This is a genomic window from Pseudooceanicola sediminis (assembly GCF_003575965.1).
In the GTDB taxonomy this organism is placed as follows: domain Bacteria; phylum Pseudomonadota; class Alphaproteobacteria; order Rhodobacterales; family Rhodobacteraceae; genus Pseudooceanicola; species Pseudooceanicola sediminis.
On sequence record NZ_QWJJ01000001.1, the window covers coordinates 297,206 to 323,571 of the forward strand.

Here is a 26,366-nt window from a genome sequence, read left to right on the forward strand (position 1 = left end):
CAGACCGATGAACACAAGCAAGGCCGCCTGCCATGTCGGGCGGCTTTGTTCTATTCTGAGGTCGGAAATATTCAGCGTCATGGCCAGCATTAACCATAAATAAGGTTTTCACAGTCTTAACAGGTCTATGAAAGCTGATGGATTTGCCGGTTTCGAAACAACGAAAGAGGCCGCTGTGGCCCGGCCCGCGGCTGATGCAGTGCGTCTACAGCAGCATCCCTTCTACGCGACGACGCTGGCAGCCCTGGGGGCACAGGTCGGTGTGCTTGAGGATGATGGGACAACTCTCGTCGTCGAACGTCGCATCGGCCCCCTGTGGCTGTCCTGGCTGCCGGCACCGCGCAGGTTGCCGGATTTCACAAAGCTCCACCGGATCACGTTGCTCAGCGCAAGGGACATGTCGATGGACGCCGCCTTGCGCGGCACCGGCGCGATCCCTGTCATGACGCCGCAAACACATGCCGTGCTCGACCTGGCACGACCCGACGACCTGCGCCGCAGCGGCATGCACCAGAAATGGCGCAACCGTCTGTCGTCCGGCGAACGCAAGTCGCTTACCGTCACCCACAGCCGGTTTGGCGCTGCGCCGGGCCATTGGCTGTTGCCCCTGGATCGCGCGCAACGTCAGCAAAGGGGCTACCGCGCCCTGCCCCACAGCTTTGCTCTCAGCTGGCCAGACAGCCGGTTGTTCGTTGCAAGATCGCGTGGCACGCCAATTGCCGCCCTGCTCCTCCTGCTGCACCACCCCGGCGCCACCTATCACATCGGCTGGAGCGGATGGGAAGGACGCGCGGCCTCTGCGCAAAACCTGCTGATCTGGCAGGCGAGCTGTTGGCTGAACGCGCGCGGCTTCACGCAACTGGATCTCGGGGTGGTCGACACGGTGCGCAGCGCAGGCCTGGCGCGGTTCAAGCTGGGCACAGGCGCCAGATGCGAACAATCGGGCCACACGTGGCTCTATAGTCGCGCAACCGCCCCCCTTGGGCGGCTGATCGGCTGAGTTCTCGCCTTTCCTCTGGCAATTCTCGCCGAGCCGGTATAGGCGCGAGCGCAAGCTAATAAGGGATGTCCAATGGACCTGCGCAACATCGCCATCATCGCTCACGTGGACCACGGTAAAACCACGCTTGTGGATGAGCTTCTGAAACAGTCGGGTGCTTTCCGCGCCAACCAGGCCGTGGCCGAACGTGCGATGGACTCGAACGACCTCGAACGTGAACGGGGCATCACCATCCTCGCCAAGGCGACCTCGGTCGAATGGAAGGGCCTGCGGATCAACATCGTCGATACGCCCGGCCACGCCGATTTCGGCGGTGAAGTCGAACGTATCCTGTCGATGGTCGACGGTGTCGTCCTGCTGGTCGACGCGGCCGAAGGCCCGATGCCCCAGACAAAATTCGTGACCTCCAAGGCGCTGGCCCTTGGGCTGCGCCCGATCGTTGTCCTGAACAAGGTCGACAAGCCCGATGCCGAGCCCGACCGCGCGCTCGACGAATGCTTCGACCTGTTCGCAAGCCTCGGCGCGAACGACGATCAGCTTGATTTTCCGCATCTTTATGCCTCTGGCCGCAACGGCTGGTGCGATGCCGAGCTGGACGGCCCGCGCAAGGACCTCTCGGCCCTGTTCAACCTGGTCGTCAACCACGTGCCGCGCCCGAAACAGGTCGCGCGCCAGGACGAAGACTTTACCATGCTGGCCACGACCCTCGGCTCCGACCCCTTCGTGGGTCGCATCCTGACGGGCCGTGTCGAATCCGGCAAACTGAAAGTCGGCGCGACCGTGCAGGCCTTGTCGCGCATCGGCCAAAAGATCGAACAGTTCCGCGTCACCAAGATCCAGGCGTTCCGTGGCCTTGGTCAGCAGGACATCGACGAGGCACAGGCAGGCGATATCGTTTCCATCGCCGGCATGACCAAGGCGACCGTGGCCGACACGATCTGCGCCCTGGCCGTCGAGACGCCGCTGGATGCACAACCGATCGACCCGCCGACCATCACAGTGACCTTCGGCATAAACGATTCGCCGCTGGCTGGCCGGGATGGCAAGAAGGTGCAGTCCCGCGTCATTCGCGAGCGCCTGATGAAAGAGGCCGAATCGAACGTCGCCATCAAGGTCAAGGACACCCCCGGCGGCGAGGCATTCGAAGTTTCCGGCCGTGGCGAACTTCAGATGGGCGTCCTGATCGAGAACATGCGCCGCGAAGGGTTCGAGCTTTCGATCTCGCGTCCGCAGGTGATCATGAAGGAAGGCGAGAACGGCGAAAAACTGGAGCCGATCGAAGAAGTCACCATTGACGTCGACGATGAATACTCCGGGGCCGTGATCGAAAAGATCACTGGCGCGCGCAAGGGCGACCTGACCGAGATGAAACAGGCCGGCGCCGGCAAGACGCGGATCATCGCGCATGTCCCGTCTCGCGGCCTGATCGGCTATCATGGTGAGTTCCTGACCGACACGCGCGGTACCGGCGTGTTGAACCGCGTGTTCCACAGCTGGGCACCGCACAAGGGTGCGATCCCGGGCCGCCGCGCGGGCGTTCTGATCTCCATGGACGATGGCACCGCAGTTGCCTACGCCCTTTGGAAACTGGAAGATCGCGGCAAGTTCTTCATCGGTGCGCAGGCCCCCGTCTACCAGGGGATGGTCATCGGCGAACACAGCCGTGAAAACGACCTGGAAGTGAACCCGCTGAAGGGCAAGCAACTGACCAACGTACGCGCCTCGGGTACCGATGATGCGGTTCGCCTGACGACCCCGGTCACCCTGTCGCTGGAAGAGGCGATCGCCTACATCAACGATGACGAACTGGTCGAAGTCACGCCGCTTTCGATCCGCATTCGCAAGCGCTTCCTTGACCCGCATGAGCGCAAGCGCCACTCGCGCGGCCAATAAGGCACAACGCAATAAACAAAAAAGGCGGCGCTGTTTGCGCCGCCTTTTTCATGTCCCGAGGTTGCTGCTCAGGGCCGCTTCAGAACGGCCCCCGAAATATCACGACGGCCCCGGCAAAAATCAGCGCGAACCCGACCAGATGATTTATCGTCAGCGATTCTTTCAGGTAAATCACTGAGAAGGCCGCGAAAACCGTCAGGGTTATCACCTCCTGAATGGTTTTGAGCTGGGCCGTGGAATAGACGGCATGACCGATCCGGTTGGCAGGCACTGCAAGGCAGTACTCCAGCAACGCGATACCCCAACTGACCAGGATCACCAGAAAAAGCGGCCTGTCGGTAAATTTCAGATGGCCATACCAGGCCAGCGTCATGAACAGGTTCGACGCGACAAGCAGAAGAACCGGCGCAAGGTACGCGACCATGATCGGCAATCAGTCCAATGCTTCGATGATTATCAGATCCCGCTCGGATGCACCGCGTGCATGCGCAAGGGCTTCCTGATAATCCGGCCCGCGGTAGCAGGCCTCGGCATCCTCGAGGCTGGGAAACAACGCCACGACGTTGCGGGCATGTTCTGTCCCCTCGAGCGAGACATAACGCCCGCCACGGGCCAGAAACTTGCCGCCATGCTTGGCGATGGCCGGGCCGGCCAGCTTTGCATATCGGCCATAGGCCTCTTCATCCGTGACGGTGACGTGAGCGATCCAATAGGCTTGGGGCATTTTGCTTATCCTTCGATGACAGCTTTGGCGGCAGAAATAGCCTCGGCGGAGTTGGCGGCATCCTTCGCGCCACCCTGCGCCATATCGGCCCGTCCGCCACCGCCCTTTCCGCCCAAGGCCGGAACAGCCGCACGGACCAGATCAACGGCAGACACCCGGTCGGTCAGATCGGCGGTGACACCCGCGGCCACTGCCGCCTTGCCATCCGCATCCGCGATCAACAGGACCGCGCCGGAGCCCAGCCGATCCTTGTGCGCATCAATGAGAGCCGGAAGATCCTTGCCCGAAACACCGCTGAGCACCTGCGCCAGGAACTTGACGCCATTGACCTCGATCGCTTCGGGGCCAGCGCCCTGCCCGTTGCCACCGGACATCGCCAGCTCGCGCCGCAGTTGGGCAACCTCGTTGGTCAGGGCCTTGCGTTCATCCGACAGCGCCTTGACGCGTTCAACAACTTCGTTCGCAGGCGCCTTCAGCAGCGCGGCGATTTCCGACACGCGTTCCGCCTGTGCACCAAGGTGATCCAGCGCCGCCTGCCCTGTCAGCGCCTCGATCCGGCGCACACCGGCAGAGGATGCTGAATCGCCCAGGATCACGCAAAGGCCGATATCCCCCGTCTGCGCCACATGTGTGCCACCGCAGAGTTCCAGGGAATAGGTCTTTCCATCGTGCCCCTTGCCGGTTTCCGCGCGCCCCATTGAAACGACGCGAACCTCGTCACCATATTTTTCCCCAAACAGAGCCTGGGCGCCGATGGCGCGGGCATCGTCGGGCGTCATGATGCGCGTCTCGACAGGGGTATTCTGACGGATATAGCGGTTCACGTCGGCCTCGACGCGGGTCATTTCGTCGGCACTCAGCGCCTGCGAATGACTGAAATCGAACCGCAACCGATCCGGGGCATTCAGCGAACCGCGCTGCGCCACGTGATCGCCAAGCGCCTCCCGCAGGGCTTCGTGCAGCAGGTGCGTCGCCGAGTGATTGGCCCGGATCGTGCCACGGCGCGCATGGTCAACCTCCAGAATTGCCGCTTCGCCGGGTTTCAGCGTGCCCTCGACAACCTCGCCGATGTGCATGAAGATGCCCGACACTTTCTTGGTGTCGGTCACCCGCACCTTGGCGGAGTCCGTGCGAATTTCACCCGTATCTCCGACCTGGCCGCCACTTTCGCCGTAGAACGGCGTCTGGTTCAGAACAACCGTGACCGTATCCGTCGGACCAGCCGCGGCAATTTCCGTGCCGTCCTTGACCAGGGCCAGGATCTGGCCCTCGGCAGTTTCAGTGTCATAGCCAAGGAATTCGGTCGCACCATGCTTGTCTGCCAGGTCGAACCAGATCGCCGCGTCGGCGCTTTCGCCAGTACCGGACCAGGCCGCGCGCGCCTTGGCTTTCTGTTCGGCCATTGCGGCGTCGAAACCAGCGGTATCAACGGTGCGGCCTTTTTCGCGCAGTGCATCCTGCGTCAGGTCCAGCGGAAAACCATAGGTATCATACAGCTTGAAGGCCGACGCACCTGGCAGGGCGGCTTCCTGCCCCAGCCCCATCAGCTCGTCGTCCAGCAGTTTCAGGCCACGGTCCAGCGTTTGCTTGAACCGGGTTTCTTCCAGCTTCAGCGTTTCTTCGATCATCGCCTGCGCACGGCGCAGCTCGGGATAGGCTTCGCCCATCTGGCGCACCAGTTCGGGCACAAGACGGTACATCAGCGGGTCCTGGCTGCCCAACAGGTGCGCATGGCGCATGGCCCGGCGCATGATCCGACGCAGCACGTAACCGCGCCCGTCATTCGACGGCATCACGCCATCCGCAATCAGGAAGGAGGTAGAGCGCAGGTGATCCGCGATCACCCGGTGATGGGTGCGCCCGGGACCATCCGGATCGCTGCTGGTTGCATGGGCCGAGGCCTCGATCAGGGCCCGCATCAGATCGGTCGCATAGTTGTCGTTGGTGCCCTGAAGCAACGCGGCGACCCGCTCGATCCCCATACCGGTGTCGATCGATTGCATATCGAGGGCGCGCATCGTGCCATCCTCGAACTGCTCGTTCTGCATGAACACGACGTTCCATATCTCGATGAAGCGATCGCCATCCTCATCCGGCGAACCCGGAGGGCCACCCCAGAATTTATCGCCGTGATCATAGAAGATCTCGGTGCAGGGCCCACAGGGTCCAGTCGGGCCCATCTGCCAGAAGTTGTCGGAGGTCGGGATGCGGATGATCCGATCGTCGGACAATCCCGCGACCTTTTTCCACATGTCCGCCGCTTCGTCGTCGGTGTGATAGACCGTGACCAGCAGCTTTTCCTTGGGAATACCCAGTTCCTTCGTGATCAATTCCCAGGCGAAGGGGATCGCTTCGGACTTGAAGTAATCGCCAAAGGAAAAGTTGCCCAGCATTTCGAAAAAGGTGTGGTGCCGGTTGGTGTAACCAACATTGTCGAGGTCGTTGTGCTTGCCACCCGCGCGCACGCATTTCTGTGCCGAGGTGGCACGCGTGTAGTCGCGATGCTCGACCCCGGTGAACAGGTTCTTGAACTGCACCATACCGGAGTTCGCGAACATCAGCGTCGGATCGTTACGCGGCACCAGCGGGCTGGACGGCACGACCTCGTGCCCCTGCCGTTTGAAGTAGTCAAGGAAAGTGCTGCGGATATCGTTCAACGACTGCATAGGGGCGGCCTTTTTCGGTTGCCTGACGGTCTTGCTGATTTAGCCGGGGCGGGCGGCGGTGTCCACCGGGTCTGCGCCGTATCACGCGACACGCTTGCAACAGTGCACACCTCGCCAAGGGGTCCGACATGCCGGAGTTGGCAAGCCGCCAGGTCAACAACGGAAAAAGGGTGGCCATATGACCACCCCTTCGGGTTCTTCACAATCGACGCGCATGGCGCCAAGGCCACGAACGGAAATCACCCCGGCCAGTCGAACGGCCGGGGTGAAACGCCTCAGCTTTCCATCACGTCGTCGTCGCTGTCTTCCTTGAATCCATTGCCGAAATCCAGGCCATGCGCCGCCCTGATCTTGTCCTCGATCTCGAAGGCAAGATCCGGGTTCTCCTTCATGAAGATCTTGGCATTTTCACGCCCCTGCCCGATCCGTTCATCCCCATAGGAATACCAGGAACCCGACTTTTCGACCACGCCAGCCTTGACGCCAAGATCCAGCAACTCCCCCGTCTTGGAGATGCCTTCGCCGTACATGATGTCGAATTCGACCTGTTTGAAGGGCGGTGCGACCTTGTTCTTCACGACCTTGACGCGGGTCGAGTTGCCGACGACCTCGTCACGATCCTTGATCGCACCGATGCGGCGAATATCCAGGCGCACGGAGGAATAGAACTTCAGCGCGTTCCCGCCCGTCGTGGTTTCGGGCGAGCCGAACATCACGCCGATCTTCATGCGAATCTGGTTGATGAACACCACCATGCATTTGGACCGGCTGATCGAACCTGTCAGTTTGCGCATTGCCTGGCTCATCAGCCGGGCATGAACCCCAACGCTGCTGTCGCCCATGTCGCCTTCCAGCTCGGATTTCGGCGTCAGCGCCGCGACCGAGTCGACCACGACCATGGAGACCGCGCCCGAGCGTACCAGCGTATCGACGATCTCCAGCGCCTGCTCGCCCGTGTCGGGCTGAGAGATCAGCAATTCATCCAGATCGACACCCAGCTTGCGGGCATAGAGGGGATCGAGCGCGTGTTCCGCATCGACAAAGGCGCAGACACCGCCCTTTTTCTGCTCTTCGGCCACGCAATGCAGCGTCAGTGTGGTCTTGCCCGAACTCTCTGGCCCGTAGATTTCAATGATCCGCCCCTTGGGCAGACCCCCGATCCCGAGCGCGATGTCGAGACCGAGCGAGCCGGTCGAGGTCGCCTCGATTTCCTGGATGGCACCCTTGCCCCCCAGCGTCATGATGGAGCCCTTGCCGAACTGACGTTCGATCTGCGCCAACGCGCTGTCCAGGGCCTTCTGCTTGTTGGGGTCTTTTTTGCTATCCATGGATAATAGATCTGCCGTTGCCATTTTCTGCACCCTTATTTCACACCCGCAGGTGAGCGGCAATGATTGCCGATGTTCGCCTCTTGTTCCAGACACATATGAGGCTAAAACAAGAACATTTCAATCAAATTCTTGGTAAATCGACTTTGCGGGGCGCGGGTTAAGGAGTAGTTTACACCTGAATGCTCAACTGCATTTTCTGCGAAGGGTCTGAGAATGCTGGTATTTTCCAAGGCGCGACTGGTGTTTCTATCGGTTCCAAAAACCGGAACAACTGCCTATGAAACCGCCCTATCGCCCCTGGCCTCGATGATTATCAGCGATCCACCTGAGCTGAAACATACGCCGCTCTATCGTTACAACCGGTTTTTTCGACCTGCGCTCGAGAAATTCATCGGCCCTGACATCGACGTCATCGCGGTTATGCGCGAACCGGTATCCTGGCTTGGCAGCTGGTTTCGCTACCGCCAGCGGTCCTTTCTGCATGGGCATCCGAACGGCACGCATGACCTCAGCTTCGATGCATTCGTCGCGGCCTATTGCCAGCAGACCCGGCCGCCCTTTGCCAACGTGGGTAGCCAAGCGAAATTCCTGGAGCCAACCCGCAGCGGCACCCGCGTGAGCCGGATCTTTCGGTACGAAGACCAGCCGCAGCTGATCGCCTTTCTGGAAGAGCGCCTGGAAGCGAAACTTGATCTGTCTCGGAAAAATGTCTCTCCCGAGATTCCGCTTGGTCTGGCCCCGGAAATCGAGGACCGACTGCGCCACAGACATGCCGATGAATTCGCCCTCTACGCCTCTCTTGCGTGATCATCGGATCTGCCGACGCACCGTCTCGGTCAGTTCGGCCAGGGAAAACGGCTTGGGCAGAAAGACCGAATTCGGAATCTTGGAGTTGGAATCGCGGAAGCTGTCCTCCGCATAGCCCGATACAAAGACCACACGCACATCGGGATAGGTTTCGCGCGCCTTGCGCACCCAGGTTGGGCCGTCCATGCCCGGCATGATCACGTCGGTAACAAAGACGTCTATCTTCATCTCGCAGCTCTCAAGCATCTCCAGCGCCTGCTCCGCACTGTCGGCCTCAAGCACCGTATAGCCGCGCAAACGCAGCGCCCGCGATGCAAAGGCCCGTACTGGCGCCTCATCCTCGACCAGCAGCACCACCCCATCGGCGTGGGTCGGCGCATCCTCTTCGACAATCGGGGCCGGCAGTTCGAGGACAACGTCGTCGTCCCGCTGCGCCGGGAACATCAGGGTGAAACAGGTGCCCTCGCCCGGTGTGCTGTCGACAAAGATGAACCCGCCCGACTGCTTGACGATGCCATAGGCCGTCGACAGGCCCAGCCCCGTCCCCTCGCCCACACGCTTGGTGGTAAAGAACGGTTCGAACACCTTGGGCAACTTGTCCGGGGGAATGCCGACGCCCGTGTCGGTCACCGTCACGATCACATATTCGCCCGGAACGAGCGAGGCACGATCACGCTGGATTTCTTCGGTCAGGTGCAGGGTCTCGGTCACGATCTGGATTTCGCCGCCATTCGGCATCGCATCGCGCGCATTCACGACGAGGTTCATCAGAACCTGTTCCAGCTGCCGCTTGTCTGCGCGAATCTTGGGCAGAACGGGATCGTGGCGCAACACCAGCGTCACCTTTTCGCCCACCAGCCGGTTCAGCAGATGCGTCAGGTCCGACAATGTATTCGGCAGGTCGAGGGTTTCGGGGCGCAGCGTCTGCTTGCGCGAAAACGCCAGCAATTGCCCGACGAGCGAGGCCGCGCGGTTGGCATTCTGGTTGATCTGTATCAGGTCGCCATAGTCGGGGTCGCCGTGGTCGTGGCGCAATAACAACAGATCGCAATGCCCTGAAATTGCTGTCAAAAGGTTATTGAAATCATGCGCCACCCCGCCCGCCAGCTGGCCGATCGCCTGCATTTTCTGGCTCTGGACGAACTGCGCCTCAAGGGTCTTCAGCTCAGTTGCGTCACTCAGCATGGCAATCAAAGCGACCCGGCCTTCGTGGCGGATCGGCTTGATCGCCACCTGCACGAAGACCTCGCGTTCGGACCGGGACAGGCGCAGGAATTCCGAATGCGGTTTCGCACCGTGTTCCATTGCCGCCGTGGCGGCCTCGGCCAGCCATTCGTTGATCGACCGCCCAAGGCCCTCCATCAGCCCCGATAGCGGCATCTCCGGCTCACGCTCGATCGACAGCAGCTGCTGGGCCGCACCGTTCGCCAGCTCGATCATGCCCGAGGCCGCAAGACGCAGCATCGGTACAGGCAAATCGTCGATGGCCTTCCAGACGCTTTCCTCCTGCCCTGCGGCGGCGGCGGGACTCTCTGAGATATTGTGTTCGCCCTGAACCGGAATGAACAGAAATTCCGATCGTCCTGCCGCATTGGCAATCTCGGTCACGCGGCATGTTGCGGTTCCCGAACTGGTCCGGATTTCGGCCAGATCATCCCCATCCTTCAACGGCCGCGTCAGCAGATCGTCCATCCGTCGCGGACGGTTGCCGATCAACTTGCGCGCCGCGGTGTTCATGTACAGGATCGCCTGCCCGCGGCCGACCGAAATCAAGGGCACCTGCGCCTCGACATCCTCATCCGGGGCTGCCACCGAAAATTGCTCGATCCGCCACAGCAGGTTGCCGCAATCCAGCGACTGAACACTCAGCCTGACATGGCCATTGGCACTGACCAGGTCTTCCCGCAACGCGCCTTCGGTCTGGGCCCGGCGCGACAGGCGACGCACAAGCGCCTCGGCGTTGTTGAAGCGAGAGGCCAGCGCAGCAACGACCGTTGCGCAGTCTTCGTGCCCCGTCAGCTCCAGCGCAGCGGGGTTGCGAAAGCCCAATGTGCCGTCGGGCTGAGAGATCATCGCCGGGGTGGGGTCACCGGACAGCAGCCCGGTCAGCATCCCGGTTTCGGCCGTCGCAGCGCCGGCAATCCGGCGCGGCTCACGCCTCAGCAGCACGATCACGAGGACAAGTGTGACACCGCTCAGCAGCAGCGCCAGCGATGTGACACGATGTTCGATCAGGAGGGCAAGACTGACGAAGGCGCAACAAAGCAACATCAGCAGGCTGGTCCGCGTGCCCAGCTTGTGCCAGGCAATCGCGCCAGCATTCAAACTCAAATCCGACTGAGCCACCCCCGCCCTCCTAGCCTAGGTGTCGACGCATTCTTGTGGGACGCACCAGCTTAACGAGAGGTTAACAACGACGCGGAAAAAATCATAGCACCCTGATTGGCAGACTCTCCGCTTTCAGATGCGGCGCAGACAGGCAAGAAAGAAACCATCGCCCCCATCAAGCGGTGTCAGGCGTCGCGTCGTCTCGACCTGCCACCCCGGATTGCGCGCAAGGAACGCCGCGATCTGGTCGCCGTTTTCCGCCTCGAACAGAGAACATGTCGCATAGGCCAACAGGCCCCCCGCCGCCACAAGCGATGCCGCCTCGTCCAGGATCTGCGCCTGTATGCCCAGCAGTTGCTCAAGGCGGTCCTCGGTCAGCCGCCATTTTCCTTCGGGCGCGCGCCGCCAGGCACCGCTGCCGGAACAGGGCACGTCGCACAGCACGACATCGAAAGGGGCCAGCCCCGCCAGCTCGCCCCGCTCGGCCAGGTGAACATCGATCCCGGCGCGGCGGGCCCGCACAGGCAGATCCCGCATCCGTTCGGGCGCCACGTCATGCGCTGTCAGGTGCAGCGTGGCCCGCGCCCCAAGCGCCAGCGTCTTGCCACCGCCCCCGGCGCAGTAATCCAGCACGCTGTGCCCGTCCTGCACCGGTATCGCGGCACAGATGGCCTGGCTGGCCGCGTCCTGCATCTCGAACCGTCCTTCGCCAAAGGCGATGGTCGACGCCAGGCGACGGGCGCCTTCCGTGACCTCAAGCGCCGTTGCCACCAGCGGGCCCGGCGTGGTCAGAATGCCTTCCGCCGCCAGTTCGCGCGCCAAGGCATCGGCACTGATCAGGCTGGTATTGACGCGGATATAGACCGGGGCCCGGTGGCGCAGAACCTCGGCCACGGCGGCGGCCTCGTCTGCCAGTGCACGTGTCAGATGCGGCCAGAGCCACTCCGGCATATCGCCCGCCTCGGCGTCGCTTACGGGGGGCTGGCCCGCGGCGCGCTCGGCGTCGCTTAGCGCGGCGGCACCGTGGCCTTCGCCGGTAAAGATCGTCTCCGGGTCTGTTTCCGTGCTCCGGGCCATGCCGATCATCAGCCCGCGCCCTGTCATCGCACCGCCAAGGGCGGCAAAGCTGCGCAGGCAACGCAGGGCATCAAAGACATGGTCCCGCACCGCCGCGCGATCCTTTGACCCGGCAAAGCGCGACCGGCGCGCCCAACTGGTCAGCACCTTTTCCGCCGCCGCGCCCTCCAGAACCTCGTCCAGCAGTTCCGCCGCCGTGGCGATACGTGCCGCCGGGGTCATTGCACAGCCCCGAACAGCTTGCCGGGGTTCAGGATCTGGCGTGGATCCAGCGCCAGCTTGATCGCGCGCATCACGTCCAGCGACGCACCTGCCTCGGCGGCCAGAGCAGCCATCTTGCCCTGCCCGATACCATGTTCCCCGGTACAGGTGCCCCCCGCGTCCTGCGCCCGCTGCGTAATGCCTTTCAAAAACGCCGAAACCTTCTCAGCCTCTGCCGTGTCCTCGGGGTCGGTCATCAGCACCACATGAAAGTTCCCGTCGCCGACATGCCCGAGGATGGTGCCGATCAGCGCCTTTTCCACCAGGTCGGCCTGCGCCGCCGCGATGTTTTCGGCCAGCGCCGAAATCGGGACGCAGGCATCACTGACCAGCCCCTTGCATCCCGGTCGCAGCGCCAGCGCCGCCCAGTAACTGTCATGGCGCGCCTGCCACAACCTGCTGCGGGTATCGCGGTCCGATGACCAGTTGATTGCCGTCGCGCCATGTTCCTCTGCGATATCGGCAAAGGTCTGTGCGGCGTCACGGGCCGACGTGTCGCTGCCCGAGCATTCAAAGAACAGGGTCGGCACCTCTGCCAGATCCAGCTTTGAATAGGCATTGCAGGCACGGATCTGAGCGGCATCCAGCAACTCGACCCGCCCGACCTCCAGCCCGACCTGAACCATCACGATCACGGCCGCACAGGCGCTGTCCAGGTCGGGGAACGCCGCGACACCGCCCAGAGTTTCCTCGGGGATGCCACGCAGGCGCAGCGTCACTTCGGTAATGATCCCCAGCGTCCCCTCGCTGCCGATCATCAGCCGCGTCAGATCATAGCCTGCCGCGCTCTTGGCCGCCCGAGATCCCGTGCGGATCACGGTTCCGTCCGCCAGAACCACCTCCAGCGCCAGAACATTCTCGGCCATCGTGCCATATCGCACCGCATTCGTCCCCGAGGCCCGCGTCGCGCACATGCCCCCGACCGAAGCATCGGCCCCCGGATCGATCGGAAACTGCAACCCTGTCGCCCGCAATTCGTGGTTCAGCGCCTTGCGCGTGATGCCGGGCTGGGTCACCGCCAGCAGATCCTCGGCGCGCACCTCCAGCAATTGGTTCATGCGGCTCATATCGACAGACACCCCCCCCAGCGGCGCATTCAACTGCCCCTCCAGCGATGATCCGGCGCCAAAGGCGATGACAGGTACGCCATGCTGCCAGCAGCAGCGCAGGATGGCCGAGACCTCCTGCGTGTCCAGCGGATAAACCACCAGGTCAGGGGCCTGCGTTCCGCGCCCTGTCGCCGTATTCGCATGTTGCGCGCACAGCGCCGCCGACGTCTGAAGCCGGTCGCCCAAAAGGGCGCTCAACGTCGCGCGCACCGCATCCAGCGAAGCCTCTGCAGGTTTCACGATCGCATTCATGGCCAAAACCTCCGGCAAATTGGGAACCTGCCCCGCGCCGGGACGCCGCACCATCAACCGCGCCAACGACTCGTAACACTCCGCAGGGGAATGTCTTTTCCTACCCCCCACAGCCGATGCAGGCAAGGTGCGCACCACCGCGCGCCCCGCACCACTGATCGGCCGGCCATGCGGCGATCATCGGCCACGCCAAAGGAACCTGCACCGCATCACACCCCCTATATGAACCAGAGCAGTAAGGGGCCTGGCACCGGACCATCGGCACCATCACCGGTCCCGGAAATCCGCAGCACGGCAGAGATCTTCGCAAACATATCCACTGAACAACTCGCTGTCCCCAAGACCCTTGACCGGCCCCGTCAGAAGACCCTGCGCCACAACCTTAAATAGAACCACTCATCCGGGGGCAACATCCTGAAACCTAAAGAAAAACGTTAGATATGAAGTTCAAGATATTGAAATACCTGAATTCGATAGATATTGACACCACTCCAGACTTTCGCACAGCGAGAGTGCGATACAACATTAATCCCTCGGTGTCCGGCACGGCCATATGACAGAAATGAAACCTGTCCACCCCGCAAGGTGACAAGTCTCCCCAGACTTATCCACAGACTTTTACGTGCGCTTTCCATGACTTGCCAGCCCCGCGTGGATAACGCGGGGCCGCTCGTCTCAGCTCATCTGGTACCCGGGGGTCGAGGTTGAAATGGCCAGTTCCTCGGCGTCCATCTCGGCGTCGATGGCCTCGAACAGCGGGGTGCTCATGTACCGTTCGCCGGTGTCGGGCAGCATTACCAGGATCACCGTTCCCGGCGGGGCCGTCTCGGCCATCTGCATCGCGACGGCAAAGGTGGATCCGCCTGAAATTCCGGTCAGGATCCCCTCTCGCGCCGCCAGTTTGCGCGCCCAGGCGATCCCGTCTTCGCCTGCCACGGGGACAAGCTCGTCAAACGTCCGCTGGTCCAGCGCCTCCTGCAACACCAACGGAATGAAATCCGGCGTCCAACCCTGAATGGGATGCGGTTGAAAGGCGCTGTGGCTCACGGCCGGGGCGCCATCGGAATCGCGGTCCTGCGTCACGCCGCTGCCGACCAGGGGGGCGTTCGACGGCTCGCTCAGCACGATGCGTATCTCGGGGCGCTCCGCCTTCAGCCGACGCCCCAGGCCCGTGGCCGTCCCGCCGGTGCCGTATCCCGTGACCACGGCGTCCAGCCGGTGCCCCTCGAAGTCGCCCAGGATCTCGGCCGCCGTGGTATGTTCGTGAATGGTGGCGTTTGCCTCCGTCTCGAACTGGTGCGCCAGGAACCAGCCGTTCTTTTCCGCCAGCTCGACAGCCTTGCGATACATCCCCAGACCCTTTTCAGCCTTTGGCGTCAGCACCACCTTTGCCCCCATCATCCGCATCAGGCGTCGCCGCTCCACGGAAAAGCTTTCGGCCATGGTGATCACCAGGGGATATCCCTTCTGGGCGCAGACCATCGCCAGGCCGATACCTGTGTTGCCGCTGGTCGCCTCGACCACGGTCTGCCCCGGCTTCAGTGCACCGCTCTGCTCTGCCGTCTCGATGATGCTCAGCGCCAGCCGGTCCTTGACCGACGCCGCGGGGTTGAAGAACTCGGCCTTGACGTAGATCTCCACCCCCTCGGGCGCCAGGTTGTTGATCCGCACCACCGGTGTATTGCCGACCGTCTCCAGGATCGACGCATAGCGGGTGCCGCGTCCACGGGTTGTTCTCTGGGTCATGTTCATGCTCCTTCTTCCATACTCTCACCTTATGCTCCCCCGGAATTCTGGCAATGGCGATGCGACATCCCTGCCGTTCTCACTGCGTCGCCCCCGACGTCGACCCCGACATCGACCCCGTCTGCGCGCCGAGGTGACCATGAGGTAAATAATTCGGCCCGACAGTCTGTTTTCACCGGAAATATTCTGCTGCGGCATCGCAACGCGCTCGACTTGAAAGCGCAAATCTCCTAACGATTACAGTCATGGGCGCAGCACACATCGGTGACTCGCACCAGGCCGGCGGCAAACGCCGGACTCTCCGTTACAAAAGGAAATACCTGTGCTGATTTGCTGCGGTGAAGCCCTGATCGACATGATCCCTACGCCCACTGTCGAAGGTCCGGATGGCTTTGTGCCCCATTGCGGCGGGGCGATTTTCAATACCGCCATCGCGCTCGGACGCCTCGGCGCCAACAGCGCCATGCTCTCCGGGGTGTCGACCGACCTGTTCGGTCAGCGACTGGCCGATGCGCTGTCGGGGGCACATGTTTCGACGGACATGCTGATCCGCTCGGACCGTCCGACCACGATGGCGTTCGTCACGCTGGTTGACGGCAAGGCCAGCTACAATTTCTACGATGAAAATTCCGCCGGTCGCATGATCACTCCGTCAGATCTGCCCGAGACGCTGTCCGACTCCATCGAGGCTTTCTATTTCGGTGGCATTTCGCTGGCCTGTGAACCCGGTGCCGACGCCTATGCCGCGCTCTGCGATCGCGTGCATACCGATCACGTCGTGATGATCGACCCCAATATCCGCCCCGGCTTCATTCGCGATCAGGACCGCTTTCGCGCGCGCCTGGACGCAATGCTGGGCCAAAGCGACATCATCAAGATCTCTGACGAAGATCTCGACTGGTTGCGTCCCGAATCCGCACCGCTGGACGAAAAGGCCTTTTCCCTGTGCGAAAGCGGTCCGGCGGTGGTGATACTGACCCGCGGCCGCGACGGTGCCTCCGCCTATTTCGGGGACGGTCGCAGCCTGCATGTCCCCGCGCGCCCCGCCCAGGTGGTGGACACCGTCGGGGCTGGCGACACCTTCAACGCAGGTGTCCTGTTCCGCCTGTCCGAACTCGGCCTGCTCAACAAGGCCGCGCTGCGCGACATCGACACCGGCGCATTGTCCGACGCCCTCGGGTTCGGCGCCCGGGTTGCGGCGGTAACCGTCTCACGTGCCGGGGCCAATCCGCCCTGGCGCAGCGAAGTGCCGAACTGACCTGCAAAAAGGGCGCCAATGCGGCGCCCTTTTCTTTGATAATCAAACCGTTACTGGATGGATTTAAGGCCGGGATAAGCCGCCCGAAACCGTGCATATCCCGATTCGAAGGCATCGCTCAACGCCCTATCCGGCTCGACCACGGACCCGATCTCGGGCCGTGTCATTACCTCTTGCGCCTCTGCTTCGCCTGCCGCGACCAGACCAAGCCGCGCCGCGCCCAAGGCTGCGCCAAACTCGCCCTTCGCAGGCAGCATCAGCGGCACGTCCAGCACCGTCGCGATCAGCTTGACCCAATAGGGCGACGCCGAACCGCCGCCGATCGCCAGCAGTGCCTCAGGCCGCGCGCCGACGCCCTTCAGCGCCTCCGCCGTGTCGCGCAGCCCGTAGGCCACGCCCTCCAGCACCGCGCGGGTCATGTCCTCCAGCGCAGTTTCTGTCCCCAGCCCGGTAAAGGCGCCCCGGATCGCCGCGTCATTGTGCGGCGTCCGTTCGCCCGCGAGATACGGCAGAAACTGTTCCCGCCCCGGCGCCCGGACATCGCCCAGAACCGAGGTCAGCTCGGCAGGGCGGCGGCCGCTGATGCGGGCCAGCCAGTTCAGACTGTCGGTTGCCGACAGCATCACGCCCATCTGGTACCAGCGCCCCGGCACCGCGTGGCAAAACGTGTGCAAAGCGCTGGCCGCATCCGGCGCATAGCCGTCGCGCGCCGCCAACAACACGCCCGACGTGCCGAGCGAGACGAAGCCCTCGCCCTCGGCCAGGCAGCCAGTGCCGCAGGCCGCAGCGGCGTTGTCACCCGCTCCCCCTGCAACGGTCACCTTGCCCATGCCCCATTTCTGCGCCAGCTCGGCGCGCAGGCCACCGGCGGCGTCGCAGCCCTCCACCAGTGCAGGCATCTGATCGCGACGCATATGTCCGGCGTCCAGCAGGACCTCCGACCAATCACGCGCACCGACGTCCAGCCAGGACGTGCCCGCGCTGTCCGACATATCCGCCACATAGTCGCCGGTCAGATAATAGTTCAGATAAGCTGCGGGCAATAACACCTTGGCAACGCGCGCAAAATTGTCCGGTTCGTGCTGCCGCACCCAATCCAGCTTCGGGGCTGTGAAACCGGGAAACACGATATTGCCCGACAGATCGCGCACGCCCGGCAAACCGTCCAGACGCGCGGCCTCCACATGCGACCGCGTATCGTTCCACAGGATGCAGGGCCGGATCACCTCGCCCGCCGCATCCAACAGGGTGGCGCCGTGCATATGCCCGGCCACGCCAATGCCGGTCACCGCCGCCAGTTCCGCAGGATGCGCCTCTTTCAGCTCGGCCAGCGCCGCTTCCAGCGCCACGACCCATTCAGCCGGGTTCTGTTCGGACCATCCGGGATGCGGGTTGCTGACCCGGCACGGGCTTTCCGCCGCGCCGATCACCGCCCCGCTCTCGTCGATCAGCAGCGCCCTCAGCCCAGATGTGCCAAGGTCCAACCCCAATGCATTCGCCATTACTGCTCCTTAAGATAGGCGTTCAGCGCCGCCTCCGTCCCCTGCGCCCAGATCAGGCCCAGCCAATCGGCAAAGCGCCCGGCAAAGGCAGGAACCTGCGCGAGATCGCCGTAGACATCGCGCATTTCCAGCCAGGCCATCGGCGTATCCTTGGCCCGGGCGGCGGTTGCGGTCAACCGCTCCCAACTCGGGTCGTTCGGCGCGACCGCGGTGCCATCCTCGATATGGCCGATGCAATAGCGGCACCACAACGCCGACAGCAGGGCCAGACCGTCGACCGAGATGCCCGCGGCAAGACCATCGCGAACGGAGGGCACGATGAATTTCGGCTGCCTGTTCGATCCATCCAGGCACAACCGCCGCGTCGTGTCCTTGATCGCGGGGTTGGAAAACCGCGCGTCGATCAGCTCAAGATACTGCTCAGGCGTGAATTCCGGCACTGCGTGGACATGCGGCAGGATCTCCTCTGCCTCTACCTTGCGAAAGAACGCGTGCACCAGCGGATGCGCCATCGCATCATGCGCCAGCTCGCACCCCAGCAACGCGCCGGGATAGGCGATCACCGCATGTCCCCCGTTCAGGATACGGATCTTCATCCGTTCATAGGCGTGCACGTCGTCGGTAAAGGTCACGCCCACCTCTTCCAGGCGGGGGCGCCCCAGTGGAAACTTGTCTTCCAGCACCCACTGGCGAAACGGCTCGCAGGTCACCGGCACCGGATCGTCCAGTCCGAATCTGGCGGCCAGCGCGCGCTCTCCCTCGCCCGTGGCAGGGGTGATGCGGTCGACCATGCCGTTGGGAAAGGCCACCTGCCCCTCGATCCAGTCCGCCAGGTCCAGGTCGATCAGCTGCGCAAACCCCACGACGGCATCGCGCGTCACGTCACCATTGCCCGGCAGGTTGTCGCAGGACATCACCGTGAAGGGCGCGAGACCCGCCGCCCGCCGCGCTTTCAGTGCCGCGACGATGGCCCCGAAAACCGTGTGTGGCGCCTCGGGACGGGCCGCATCCGCAACGATATCGGGGTGCGAGGGATCAAAGGTGCCGGTGTCGGCAGAAACGAAGTATCCCCCCTCGGTCACCGTCAGGGACACGATGCGCGTCGCTTCGTCCGTCATCCTGTCGATCAGCGGCCCGTTGTCCGCGTCGACCTCGATGAAATCGATCATCGCGCCGATGACCCGGGCGCGCGTGCCTGCCGGGTCCAGCTCGATCACCGTCGACAGGAAATCCTGTTCCTTCAGCATCTGGCGCATTGCCCCGTCCGGGGCGCGCACACCGGCGCCGGTCAGGGCCCAGTCGTGATCCAGCCCCTTGGCAAACAGGTCATCCAGGTACACCGCCTGGTGCGCGCGATGAAAATTGCCCAGACCGACATGCACGATGCCATGGCTCAAGGCGGCCCGGTCATATCCGGGCACGACGATTTCAGGGCTGAGATTCCCCAGCGTATCCGCTGCCAGTTTCATGGCCTTCGCCTCCGAATTATCATTATTATCAGCCGCCTGCGCGACTCAGCTCATCCAGTTTCCGCCGTCGACGTTATAGGTCTGCGCGACGATGTAATCGGCCTCGGGCGTGGCCAGGAAAACGGCCATGCCGGTCAGGTCCTCGGCCCGGCCCATGCGGCCAAAGGGAACGGCAGCGCCGACCTGCCGCTTCTTTTCGCCCGGCGCCAGCCCTTCGGCGGCGGCGAACTTTGCGTCCACCGCATCCCAATGATCGCCATCCACCACGCCGGGCGCGATGGCATTGACGTTGATACCCCGGTCGATCAGGTTCAGCCCGGCACTCTGCGTCAGCGAAATGACCGCCGCCTTGGTGGCGCAATAGACCCCGACCAGAGATTCGCCACGCCGCCCGGCCTGGCTTGCCATGTTGATGATCTTTCCGCCGGTGCCTTGCGTCACCATCTGCCGCGCCACGGCCTGCATGGTGAACAGCGTTCCACCCACGTTCACGGCAAACAGCCGGTCATAGCTTTCGCGGGTGATCTCGGCGATGCCGGCCAGGTCGAACAGCGCGGCATTGTTGACCAGGATGTCGATCTTGCCCGCGGTCGCGACCACCTGGGCGACACCCGCCTCGATGCTCGCCTGGTCGCAGACATCCATCTGCACGCCATAGGCCCCCGGCCCCAGGTCCATCGCGGCCCGCTGCGCGGCATCGCCATCGATATCAGCGATCGCCACCTGCGCCCCTTCGCCAAGATAGGCGCGCGCAAAGGCCTTGCCGATACCGCGCGCCGCCCCGGTGATCAGGGCAGATTTCCCTGCCAGACGGGTCATGCGATCCGCAGCCCCTCGGCATCGAAGCGGTGCAGCTTGTCCATCTGCGGCGTCAGAAAGATGCGGTCGCCATGGCGCAGGGCCACCTCACCGCTGGCCCGCACCGTCAGCGTCTCGGCCAGCCCGGTGTCATGCACGTGAAAGAACGTGTCCGACCCCAGGTGCTCGCTGACGCCCACGCGCCCTTCCCAGGTCCCGGCCTCGGCCGAGGTATCCAGGTGCTCGGGGCGAATGCCGATGGTATGGGCGGCGTGCTTGGCCGCTTCCGGCCCCTCGATCAGGTTCATCTTGGGAGAGCCGATGAAGCCTGCCACGAAGGTGTTGCGCGGCGTGTGATACAGCTCCAGCGGGCTGCCCACCTGCTCGATCCGCCCGGCATGCAGCACGACGATCTTGTCCGCCATCGTCATCGCCTCGACCTGGTCGTGGGTGACGTAGACCATCGTCGTCTTCAGCGTGTTGTGCAGCTCGGAAATCTCCAGCCGCATGTTGACCCGCAGCGCCGCATCCAGGTTGGACAACGGCTCATCGAACAGGAACGCCGCCGGTTCACGCACGATGGCACGCCCGATGGCGACACGCTGCCGCTGGCCCCCCGACAATTGCCCGGGCCGCCGGTCCAGGTAGTCGGTCAGGTTCAGCACCGAAGCCGCGTAATCGACACGCTTGTCGCGCTCGGCGGCATCCATCTTGGCCATCTTCAGCGGAAAGGCGATGTTCTTGCGCACCGACATGTGCGGATACAGGGCATAGCTCTGAAACACCATCGCCAGCCCGCGTTTTGCCGGTGGCACATGCGTCGCGTCCTCCCGGTCGATGCGGATCTGACCCGAGGTGATGTCCTCCAGCCCCGCAATCAGCCGCAGCAACGTCGACTTCCCGCAGCCCGACGGCCCGACAAACACCACGAACTCGCCATCGTCGATGGTCAGATCCAGCGGCGGAATGACCTGCACCTCGCCAAAGCTCTTGGTCACCTTATCAAGTGTGATACGTCCCATTGAGGTCTTCCTTACTTAACCGCGCCAAAGGTCAGGCCGCGGACGAGTTGTTTCTGGCTGAACCAGCCCATGATCAGGATCGGCGCGATGGCCATGGTCGACGCGGCCGAAAGCTTGGCGTAGAACAGCCCCTCGGGGCTGGAATAGCTGGCAATGAAGGCCGTCAGCGGGGCCGCCTTGGCCGCCGTCAGGTTCAGCGTCCAAAACGCCTCGTTCCACGCCAGGATGATGTTCAGCAGAACGGTGCTGGCCATCCCGGGCACCGCCATCGGCAGCAGCACGGAAATCACCTCGTCCTTCAGGCCCGCCCCGTCCATCCGCGCCGCTTCCAGGATATCGACCGGGATCTCGCGGAAATAGGTGTACAGCATCCAGACGATGATCGGCAGGTTGATCAGCGTCAGCACGATGATCAGCCCGACCTGCGTGTCCAGCAATCCGAACCGCTGAAACAGCAGGTAGATCGGCACCAGCACACCCACGGGGGGCAGCATCTTGGTCGACAGCATCCACATCAGCAGATCCTTGGTGCGCTTGCCGGGCACAAAGGCCATGGCCCAGGCCGCCGGCACCGCGATCGCCAGCCCGATCAGGGTCGAGCCGACCGAGATCACCACCGAATTCCAGAAGTGGCGGAAATAATTCGACCGCTCCTGCACCGTGACATAATTCTCCAGCGTCCAGTGAAAGTTGAACCAGATCGGCGGATCGGCAATCGCCTGCGCCTCGGTCTTGAAACTGGTCAGGACGGTCCACAGGATCGGGAAAAAGATCAGCAGACCCACCGTCCAGGCGATCCCGGTATTGACCGCCTTGCGCCGTGTGGAAACCTTACGTGCCATGACACGGCCTCCCTGTCATCTGGCCAGAAATACTCCGGGGTGAATGGGCCGAAGGCCCAGAGGGGCAGCGCCCCTTACCCGGCTGATGCGAAAACCACATGTCCATCCCCCCTCAGGCGTCCAGGTTCTTGCCGATCATCCGCATCAGGAAGATCGCAACGATATTGGCCAGCACGATCGCCACCACGCCCCCGGCAGACCCGGTGCCGACATCGAACCGCAACAGGCTCTCGGCATAGACAAGGTAGGTCAGGTTGGTCGAGGCATTGCCCGGCCCGCCGTTCGTGGTCACCAGGATCTCGGCGAACACCGACAGCAGAAAGATCGTCTGGATCAGGATGACGACGGTGACAGCGCGCGACAGGTGCGGCACGACGATGTAGAAAAAGCGGCTGAACGGGCCTGCGCCGTCCATTTCAGCGGCCTCCAGCTGCTCCTGGTCCAGCGATTGCATCGCGGTCAGCAGGATCAGCGTGGCGAACGGCAGCCATTGCCAGCTGACGATGCCGATGATCGACATCAACGGCGCCTGCGCCAGGAAATCGATCGGTTGCAGTCCCAGGAACTTGGCAAGATAGGCGAACAGCCCGTTCACCGGGTTCATGAACATGTTCTTCCAGACCAGCGCGCTGACCGTCGGCATCACGAAGAACGGCGCGATCACCAGGATCCGCACGATCCCCTGTCCCCACATCACCTGGTCCAGCAACAGGCCCAGCAGAACGCCCCCGATGACGGTGATGATCAGCACCCCGCCCACCAGCAGCAGCGTATTGACCAGCGCGATCTTGAACGCCGGATCGCTCAGGAAATAACTGTAGTTCTCCCAACCGACAAAGGGATGCTCGCCGGGCATCAGCAGGTTGTAGCGCAGCAGCGAGAAATAGATCGTCATCCCCAGCGGGATCAGCATCCACCCCAGCAGCAACAGAACGGACGGCGAAATCATGAACCGCGCCGCGGCGCGCGAATGCTGTGTGGCCATCTCAGCCTCCCTCAGCGAAATGTCTGATCGGTAATGGTGTGATCGTCAGGAAAAGGCGGCCGGAGGCAAACGTCGTGCCCCCGACCGCAAGGAAAAGCGTCAGTCCTGGTAGCCTGAGCGCTTCATTTCGCGCGAGGTCAGTGCCTGCGCGTTTGCCAGGGCTTCATCCGCCGTGACCTGCCCGGCCAGCGCGGCCGAGAATTGCTGACCCACAGCCGTACCGATGCCCTGGAATTCCGGGATGGCGACGAACTGCACGCCGACGTAGGGCACTTCGTCCACGGTCGGGTTCTGCGGATCTGCCGCCTGGATGGACTCCAGCGTCATTTTCGCGAAAGGCGCCGCATCCAGGTATTCCTGGTTTTCGTACAGCGAGGTGCGGGTGCCCGGCGGCACGTTCGCCCAGCCTTCATTGGCCGCGACCAGCTCGGTGTACTGCTTGCTCGTCGCCCAGGCGACGAAAGCCTTGGCAGCGTCTTCCTTTTCGGTGCCCGCGGGGATCCCCAGGTTCCATGCCCACAGCCAGTTGCCGCGCTTGCCCAGGCCCTTGTCGGGTGCCAGCGCAAAGCCGACCTTGTCGGCCACGGTGCTGTCGGTGGGGTTGGTCACGAAGGACGCCGCGACGGTCGCGTCGATCCACATGCCGCATTTGCCCTGCTGGAACAGCGCCAGGTTCTCGTTGAAGCCGTTCGAGGACGCGCCCGGAGGACCGTAGTTGTTCATCAGGTCCAGATAATCGGTCAGGGTGGCTTTCCACTCGGGGCTGTCGAACTGGGCGTTCCAGTCCATGTCGAACCACTTGGCACCATAGGAGTTCGCCATGGCAGTCAGGAACGCCATGTTCTCGCCCCAGCCGGCCTTGCCACGCAGGCAGATGCCGTAGATCTCGCCGTCCTTGTCGGTCATTGCCGCCGCGGCTTCCTTGATCTCGTCCCAGGTGGGGGCATCAGGCATTTCCAGCCCGGCCTTCTCCATCAGGTCCTTGCGATACATGACCATGGAGCTTTCGCCGTAGAACGGCGCGGCATACAGCTCGCCGTCGGTCGTCAGACCGCCCGCGATGGCAGGCAGCAGGTCGTCGGCATCATAGCCGTCGGGCATGTCGGTCAGCGGCAGCAGCCAGCCCTGCTTGGACCAGATCGGAACCTCGTAGGTGCCGATGGTCATGACATCGAACTGGCCGCCCTTGGTGGCGACGTCCTGCGTGACGCGCTGACGAAGGACGTTTTCCTCCAGCGTGACCCACTCCAGTTCGATATCGGGATGGCTTTTCGTAAAGTCGTCGGTCAGCCCCTGCATGCGGATCATGTCGCCGTTGTTCACGGTGGCGATGGTGATCGTCTCACCGCTCGCGGCGGATGCGACAAGCGCAGAGGCGGCACAGGCCATAAGCCCGGCACGGATCGTGAAAGTCATGGTTTCCTCCCAAAGCTCTCCTGAGCTTCTGCCCAGTTGATGAACTATTTCTCACAATACAGCGCAGCTCAAGTCAAGAACCTTTTCCGCCGCAGCGCAGCGGTCTCCCTGGCGCGACCCTGCGGGCCTTTGCCTGCCGCCGGGTTGTCAAGCCTGCAACAGCGCCTCTGCCGAGATTTCGTCCGTCACCAGGCTGGCAACCAGTCGCCCTTTCAGAGCGGCCCGCAAAGCCTTGATTTTCTTGGCACCCCCCCCGATGCACAGCGTCGTGTCCCCCTGTTCGGGCACCCGGACGCCGACCATCATGCGGTTGATCGAGTGATCGAGGTAGCGCCCCTCGTCATCAAAGACGTGGCCGCAGATTTCCCCCGCCGCCCCGGCGGCCCGAAGGCTCGCCAGCTCCTGCGCCGTGATGAATCCATCCATGAAAAGCGGGGCGTCGTCCCCCATCTGACCGATCCCGACGATGACCCTGCCCGCCGCCGCCGCCAGCGCACGCGAGTTTCGCACATGCGGCAATGTCCGGTAGAGAGAAAGCTCGTCCGAATCGCGTGCCATGACCGGAACCGACATCGGATAATGCGCCGCCCCCGTGCGATCCGCGAATCGCATCAGCACCTCGTAAAAGCTGGCAGAGCCATCGGGGGCGACATTGCCGATCAGCGACACCAGCTTGTGCTGCATCCCTTGCACGGCCTGCATGTTTTCGACCACGTAGCGCAGGGTGCGCCCGGTCCCCAGGCCGATGATCTGCGGCACCTCGTCGCGAAAGATCCGCTCGACCTCGGCGGCAGCCACCGGCGCGATTGCCTTCAACGCGTCGCCGTCCCCCCCCAGCGACGGCGCCACCCGCACCAGGTCGAGGGCGAACTTGCGTTTCAACTGTCGCTCCAGGTCCAGGCAGGCCCCGATGGGGTGGTCGATGCGCACCCGGATCAACCCCTCCTGCACCGCACGCGCCACCAGCCGCTGCGCGCGCTGCCGGGAAATCCCCATTTCCTCCGCGATCAGGTCCTGCCGCATCCCCCCGACATAGTACAACCACGCCGCCCGCGCCGCGTCATCCTTCAGCGCCCTGTCCGTATCCTCGATGCTGCCGTTCGCCATGACCACCCGTTTCCCTTACGCGCCTGTCCGGAACAGACCGGGCGCAAGATGCGGCAATTCATCGAAATGTGCAAAGTGGCTTTGCGGCGCAACCTGCAATTCGCGCGCCAGGTCCAGCCCCGCCAGGTGGCTGCCGCCGCGAAAATGCCAGACCTGCATCCCCGCCGCCAAGGCGCCGCGAATGCCCGGCAGGCTGTCCTCGATCACCAGGCAGCGCGACGGCGCCACCCCGGCCTTTTCCGCCGCGCGCAGGAACAGGTCCGGCGCCGGCTTGCCACGCGTCACCTCCGATGCGGTGGTAAAGCGATCCCCGAACAGCTCCGTCAGGCCCACCATCCGCATCGAACTGCGCACCCGCTGCTCGCTCGACGAGGTCGCGATGCAGAAGGGCACCACCATACGCTCCAGCACGGCCCGCACGCCCGGCATGATCACCAGCTCCTCGGCAAAGGCCGCCAACAGGCGCGCCCGATAGGCCGCCTCGAACCCCTCGGGCAGGTCGATGCCGAATTCGGCGCGGATCTGCGCCAGCACGACAGGATAGGACCGCCCCAGGAAGTGCCGCGCGATATAGGCCAGATCGACCTCGATCCGATGACGTGCCAGCTCGGCCACCAGCATCCGCGCGCTGATCACCTCGCTGTCCACCAGCACCCCGTCGAAATCAAAGATCACCAGATCGAAATCGCCCCGCATCACGCCCCTTTCCGACCGCCCTGACCATGCCCCCAGACATGCAAACGCCCCCGAATGTCGATCCGGAGGCGCGCTTT

Annotated in this window: 21 protein-coding genes; 4 read left to right on the forward strand and 17 right to left on the reverse strand. The window is 63.2% G+C overall.

Going from position 1 to position 26,366, the window contains the following annotated elements; genetic code table 11:
- Positions 1 to 175: 175 nt before the first annotated feature.
- Together DL237_RS01350 and typA are read left to right on the forward strand one after the other, a co-directional pair.
- Positions 176 to 1,000 (forward strand): GNAT family N-acetyltransferase, encoded by an 825-nt coding sequence (locus DL237_RS01350; RefSeq protein ID WP_158585572.1) that lies wholly within the window; start codon positions 176 to 178, stop codon positions 998 to 1,000.
- A gap of 72 nt (positions 1,001 to 1,072) precedes the next feature.
- The gene (typA, locus tag DL237_RS01355; protein ID WP_119397209.1) at positions 1,073 to 2,893 is read left to right on the forward strand and encodes a translational GTPase TypA; all 1,821 of its coding nucleotides are present in this window, start codon (positions 1,073 to 1,075) and stop codon (positions 2,891 to 2,893) included.
- Between the two features lie 79 nt (positions 2,894 to 2,972).
- On the opposite strand, the gene DL237_RS01360 is transcribed toward typA, so the two are convergent.
- The 4 genes from DL237_RS01360 to recA form a co-directional block, all read right to left on the reverse strand.
- Entirely contained in the window at positions 2,973 to 3,317 is a 345-nt protein-coding gene (locus DL237_RS01360) for a DMT family protein (protein ID WP_119397210.1), read from the reverse strand.
- 9 nt (positions 3,318 to 3,326) lie between these two features.
- Positions 3,327 to 3,617, reverse strand: coding sequence for a DUF1330 domain-containing protein (locus DL237_RS01365; protein WP_119397211.1), 291 nt, complete (start codon positions 3,615 to 3,617; stop codon positions 3,327 to 3,329).
- A 5-nt stretch (positions 3,618 to 3,622) separates the two neighbouring features.
- Entirely contained in the window at positions 3,623 to 6,283 is a 2,661-nt protein-coding gene (alaS, locus tag DL237_RS01370) for an alanine--tRNA ligase (protein ID WP_119397212.1), read from the reverse strand.
- A gap of 275 nt (positions 6,284 to 6,558) precedes the next feature.
- The gene (gene recA / locus DL237_RS01375; RefSeq protein WP_119397213.1) at positions 6,559 to 7,635 is read right to left on the reverse strand and encodes a recombinase RecA; all 1,077 of its coding nucleotides are present in this window, start codon (positions 7,633 to 7,635) and stop codon (positions 6,559 to 6,561) included.
- Positions 7,636 to 7,827: 192 nt separating this feature from the next.
- On the opposite strand from recA, the gene DL237_RS01380 reads away from it, so the two are divergent.
- Positions 7,828 to 8,421, forward strand: coding sequence for a gamma-glutamyl kinase (locus tag DL237_RS01380; protein ID WP_119397214.1), 594 nt, complete (start codon positions 7,828 to 7,830; stop codon positions 8,419 to 8,421).
- On the opposite strand, the gene DL237_RS01385 is transcribed toward DL237_RS01380, so the two are convergent.
- The 4 genes from DL237_RS01385 to cysK all read right to left on the reverse strand — a co-directional run bounded on the left by DL237_RS01385 (position 8,422) and on the right by cysK (position 15,194).
- A complete protein-coding gene (locus DL237_RS01385) occupies positions 8,422 to 10,692 on the reverse strand; it encodes a hybrid sensor histidine kinase/response regulator (protein ID WP_119397340.1) in 2,271 nt (756 codons plus the stop codon).
- A gap of 189 nt (positions 10,693 to 10,881) precedes the next feature.
- Positions 10,882 to 12,048 carry an RsmB/NOP family class I SAM-dependent RNA methyltransferase gene (locus DL237_RS01390; protein ID WP_119397215.1) on the reverse strand — a complete coding sequence of 389 codons (1,167 nt, stop codon included), beginning with the start codon at positions 12,046 to 12,048 and terminating at the stop codon, positions 10,882 to 10,884.
- Positions 12,045 to 13,448, reverse strand: coding sequence for an FAD-binding oxidoreductase (locus DL237_RS01395; protein ID WP_119397216.1), 1,404 nt, complete (start codon positions 13,446 to 13,448; stop codon positions 12,045 to 12,047). The genes DL237_RS01390 and DL237_RS01395 overlap by 4 nt, the downstream gene beginning before the upstream one ends.
- A 675-nt stretch (positions 13,449 to 14,123) precedes the next feature.
- Positions 14,124 to 15,194 carry a cysteine synthase A gene (gene cysK / locus DL237_RS01400; RefSeq protein ID WP_407691890.1) on the reverse strand — a complete coding sequence of 357 codons (1,071 nt, stop codon included), beginning with the start codon at positions 15,192 to 15,194 and terminating at the stop codon, positions 14,124 to 14,126.
- A 322-nt stretch (positions 15,195 to 15,516) separates the two neighbouring features.
- Here cysK and DL237_RS01405 point away from each other — a divergent pair, with 322 nt between their 5' ends.
- Positions 15,517 to 16,452: a carbohydrate kinase family protein gene (locus DL237_RS01405; RefSeq protein ID WP_119397218.1), complete on the forward strand. Its 936-nt coding sequence runs from the start codon at positions 15,517 to 15,519 to the stop codon at positions 16,450 to 16,452.
- Between the two features lie 50 nt (positions 16,453 to 16,502).
- Here DL237_RS01405 and xylB read toward each other — a convergent pair whose 3' ends face one another.
- From xylB to DL237_RS01450, 9 genes are all read right to left on the reverse strand, one after another.
- On the reverse strand, positions 16,503 to 17,954 hold the full coding sequence (xylB, locus tag DL237_RS01410) for a xylulokinase (protein ID WP_119397219.1): 1,452 nt from the start codon (positions 17,952 to 17,954) through the stop codon (positions 16,503 to 16,505).
- On the reverse strand, positions 17,954 to 19,423 hold the full coding sequence (locus tag DL237_RS01415; RefSeq protein WP_119397220.1) for a mannitol dehydrogenase family protein: 1,470 nt from the start codon (positions 19,421 to 19,423) through the stop codon (positions 17,954 to 17,956). Before DL237_RS01415 ends, xylB begins: the two co-directional genes overlap by 1 nt.
- Positions 19,424 to 19,468: 45 nt before the next feature.
- Positions 19,469 to 20,242 (reverse strand): L-iditol 2-dehydrogenase, encoded by a 774-nt coding sequence (locus DL237_RS01420; protein ID WP_119397221.1) that lies wholly within the window; start codon positions 20,240 to 20,242, stop codon positions 19,469 to 19,471.
- On the reverse strand, positions 20,239 to 21,243 hold the full coding sequence (locus DL237_RS01425) for an ABC transporter ATP-binding protein (protein ID WP_119397222.1): 1,005 nt from the start codon (positions 21,241 to 21,243) through the stop codon (positions 20,239 to 20,241). Before DL237_RS01425 ends, DL237_RS01420 begins: the two co-directional genes overlap by 4 nt.
- An 11-nt stretch (positions 21,244 to 21,254) precedes the next feature.
- Positions 21,255 to 22,085, reverse strand: a complete 831-nt coding sequence (locus DL237_RS01430; RefSeq protein ID WP_119397223.1) for a carbohydrate ABC transporter permease — start codon at positions 22,083 to 22,085, stop codon at positions 21,255 to 21,257.
- 112 nt (positions 22,086 to 22,197) lie between these two features.
- Positions 22,198 to 23,070: a carbohydrate ABC transporter permease gene (locus DL237_RS01435; protein ID WP_119397224.1), complete on the reverse strand. Its 873-nt coding sequence runs from the start codon at positions 23,068 to 23,070 to the stop codon at positions 22,198 to 22,200.
- A 99-nt stretch (positions 23,071 to 23,169) separates the two neighbouring features.
- Positions 23,170 to 24,486 (reverse strand): ABC transporter substrate-binding protein, encoded by a 1,317-nt coding sequence (locus tag DL237_RS01440; protein ID WP_119397225.1) that lies wholly within the window; start codon positions 24,484 to 24,486, stop codon positions 23,170 to 23,172.
- 147 nt (positions 24,487 to 24,633) lie between these two features.
- Positions 24,634 to 25,593 carry a sugar-binding transcriptional regulator gene (locus tag DL237_RS01445; protein WP_119397226.1) on the reverse strand — a complete coding sequence of 320 codons (960 nt, stop codon included), beginning with the start codon at positions 25,591 to 25,593 and terminating at the stop codon, positions 24,634 to 24,636.
- Between the two features lie 15 nt (positions 25,594 to 25,608).
- On the reverse strand, positions 25,609 to 26,289 hold the full coding sequence (locus DL237_RS01450; RefSeq protein WP_119397227.1) for an HAD family hydrolase: 681 nt from the start codon (positions 26,287 to 26,289) through the stop codon (positions 25,609 to 25,611).
- Positions 26,290 to 26,366: the final 77 nt, after the last annotated feature.

What these genes read in the sequence shown, in the direction of transcription:
- DL237_RS01360 (WP_119397210.1), bottom strand. Translation starts at nt 3,317, where the DNA reads ATGGTCGCGTACCTTGCGCCGGTTCTTCTGCTTGTCGCGTCGAACCTG.
- cysK (WP_407691890.1), bottom strand. Translation starts at nt 15,194, where the DNA reads ATGACCCAGAGAACAACCCGTGGACGCGGCACCCGCTATGCGTCGATC.
- DL237_RS01430 (WP_119397223.1), bottom strand. Translation starts at nt 22,085, where the DNA reads ATGGCACGTAAGGTTTCCACACGGCGCAAGGCGGTCAATACCGGGATC.
- DL237_RS01395 (WP_119397216.1), bottom strand. Translation starts at nt 13,448, where the DNA reads ATGAATGCGATCGTGAAACCTGCAGAGGCTTCGCTGGATGCGGTGCGC.
- DL237_RS01440 (WP_119397225.1), bottom strand. Translation starts at nt 24,486, where the DNA reads ATGACTTTCACGATCCGTGCCGGGCTTATGGCCTGTGCCGCCTCTGCG.
- DL237_RS01390 (WP_119397215.1), bottom strand. Translation starts at nt 12,048, where the DNA reads ATGACCCCGGCGGCACGTATCGCCACGGCGGCGGAACTGCTGGACGAG.
- xylB (WP_119397219.1), bottom strand. Translation starts at nt 17,954, where the DNA reads ATGGCGAATGCATTGGGGTTGGACCTTGGCACATCTGGGCTGAGGGCG.
- recA (WP_119397213.1), bottom strand. Translation starts at nt 7,635, where the DNA reads ATGGCAACGGCAGATCTATTATCCATGGATAGCAAAAAAGACCCCAAC.
- DL237_RS01365 (WP_119397211.1), bottom strand. Translation starts at nt 3,617, where the DNA reads ATGCCCCAAGCCTATTGGATCGCTCACGTCACCGTCACGGATGAAGAG.
- DL237_RS01445 (WP_119397226.1), bottom strand. Translation starts at nt 25,593, where the DNA reads ATGGCGAACGGCAGCATCGAGGATACGGACAGGGCGCTGAAGGATGAC.
- DL237_RS01380 (WP_119397214.1), top strand. Translation starts at nt 7,828, where the DNA reads ATGCTGGTATTTTCCAAGGCGCGACTGGTGTTTCTATCGGTTCCAAAA.
- typA (WP_119397209.1), top strand. Translation starts at nt 1,073, where the DNA reads ATGGACCTGCGCAACATCGCCATCATCGCTCACGTGGACCACGGTAAA.
- DL237_RS01420 (WP_119397221.1), bottom strand. Translation starts at nt 20,242, where the DNA reads ATGACCCGTCTGGCAGGGAAATCTGCCCTGATCACCGGGGCGGCGCGC.
- DL237_RS01385 (WP_119397340.1), bottom strand. Translation starts at nt 10,692, where the DNA reads ATGTTGCTTTGTTGCGCCTTCGTCAGTCTTGCCCTCCTGATCGAACAT.
- DL237_RS01435 (WP_119397224.1), bottom strand. Translation starts at nt 23,070, where the DNA reads ATGGCCACACAGCATTCGCGCGCCGCGGCGCGGTTCATGATTTCGCCG.
- DL237_RS01425 (WP_119397222.1), bottom strand. Translation starts at nt 21,243, where the DNA reads ATGGGACGTATCACACTTGATAAGGTGACCAAGAGCTTTGGCGAGGTG.
- DL237_RS01450 (WP_119397227.1), bottom strand. Translation starts at nt 26,289, where the DNA reads ATGCGGGGCGATTTCGATCTGGTGATCTTTGATTTCGACGGGGTGCTG.
- DL237_RS01415 (WP_119397220.1), bottom strand. Translation starts at nt 19,423, where the DNA reads ATGAAACTGGCAGCGGATACGCTGGGGAATCTCAGCCCTGAAATCGTC.
- alaS (WP_119397212.1), bottom strand. Translation starts at nt 6,283, where the DNA reads ATGCAGTCGTTGAACGATATCCGCAGCACTTTCCTTGACTACTTCAAA.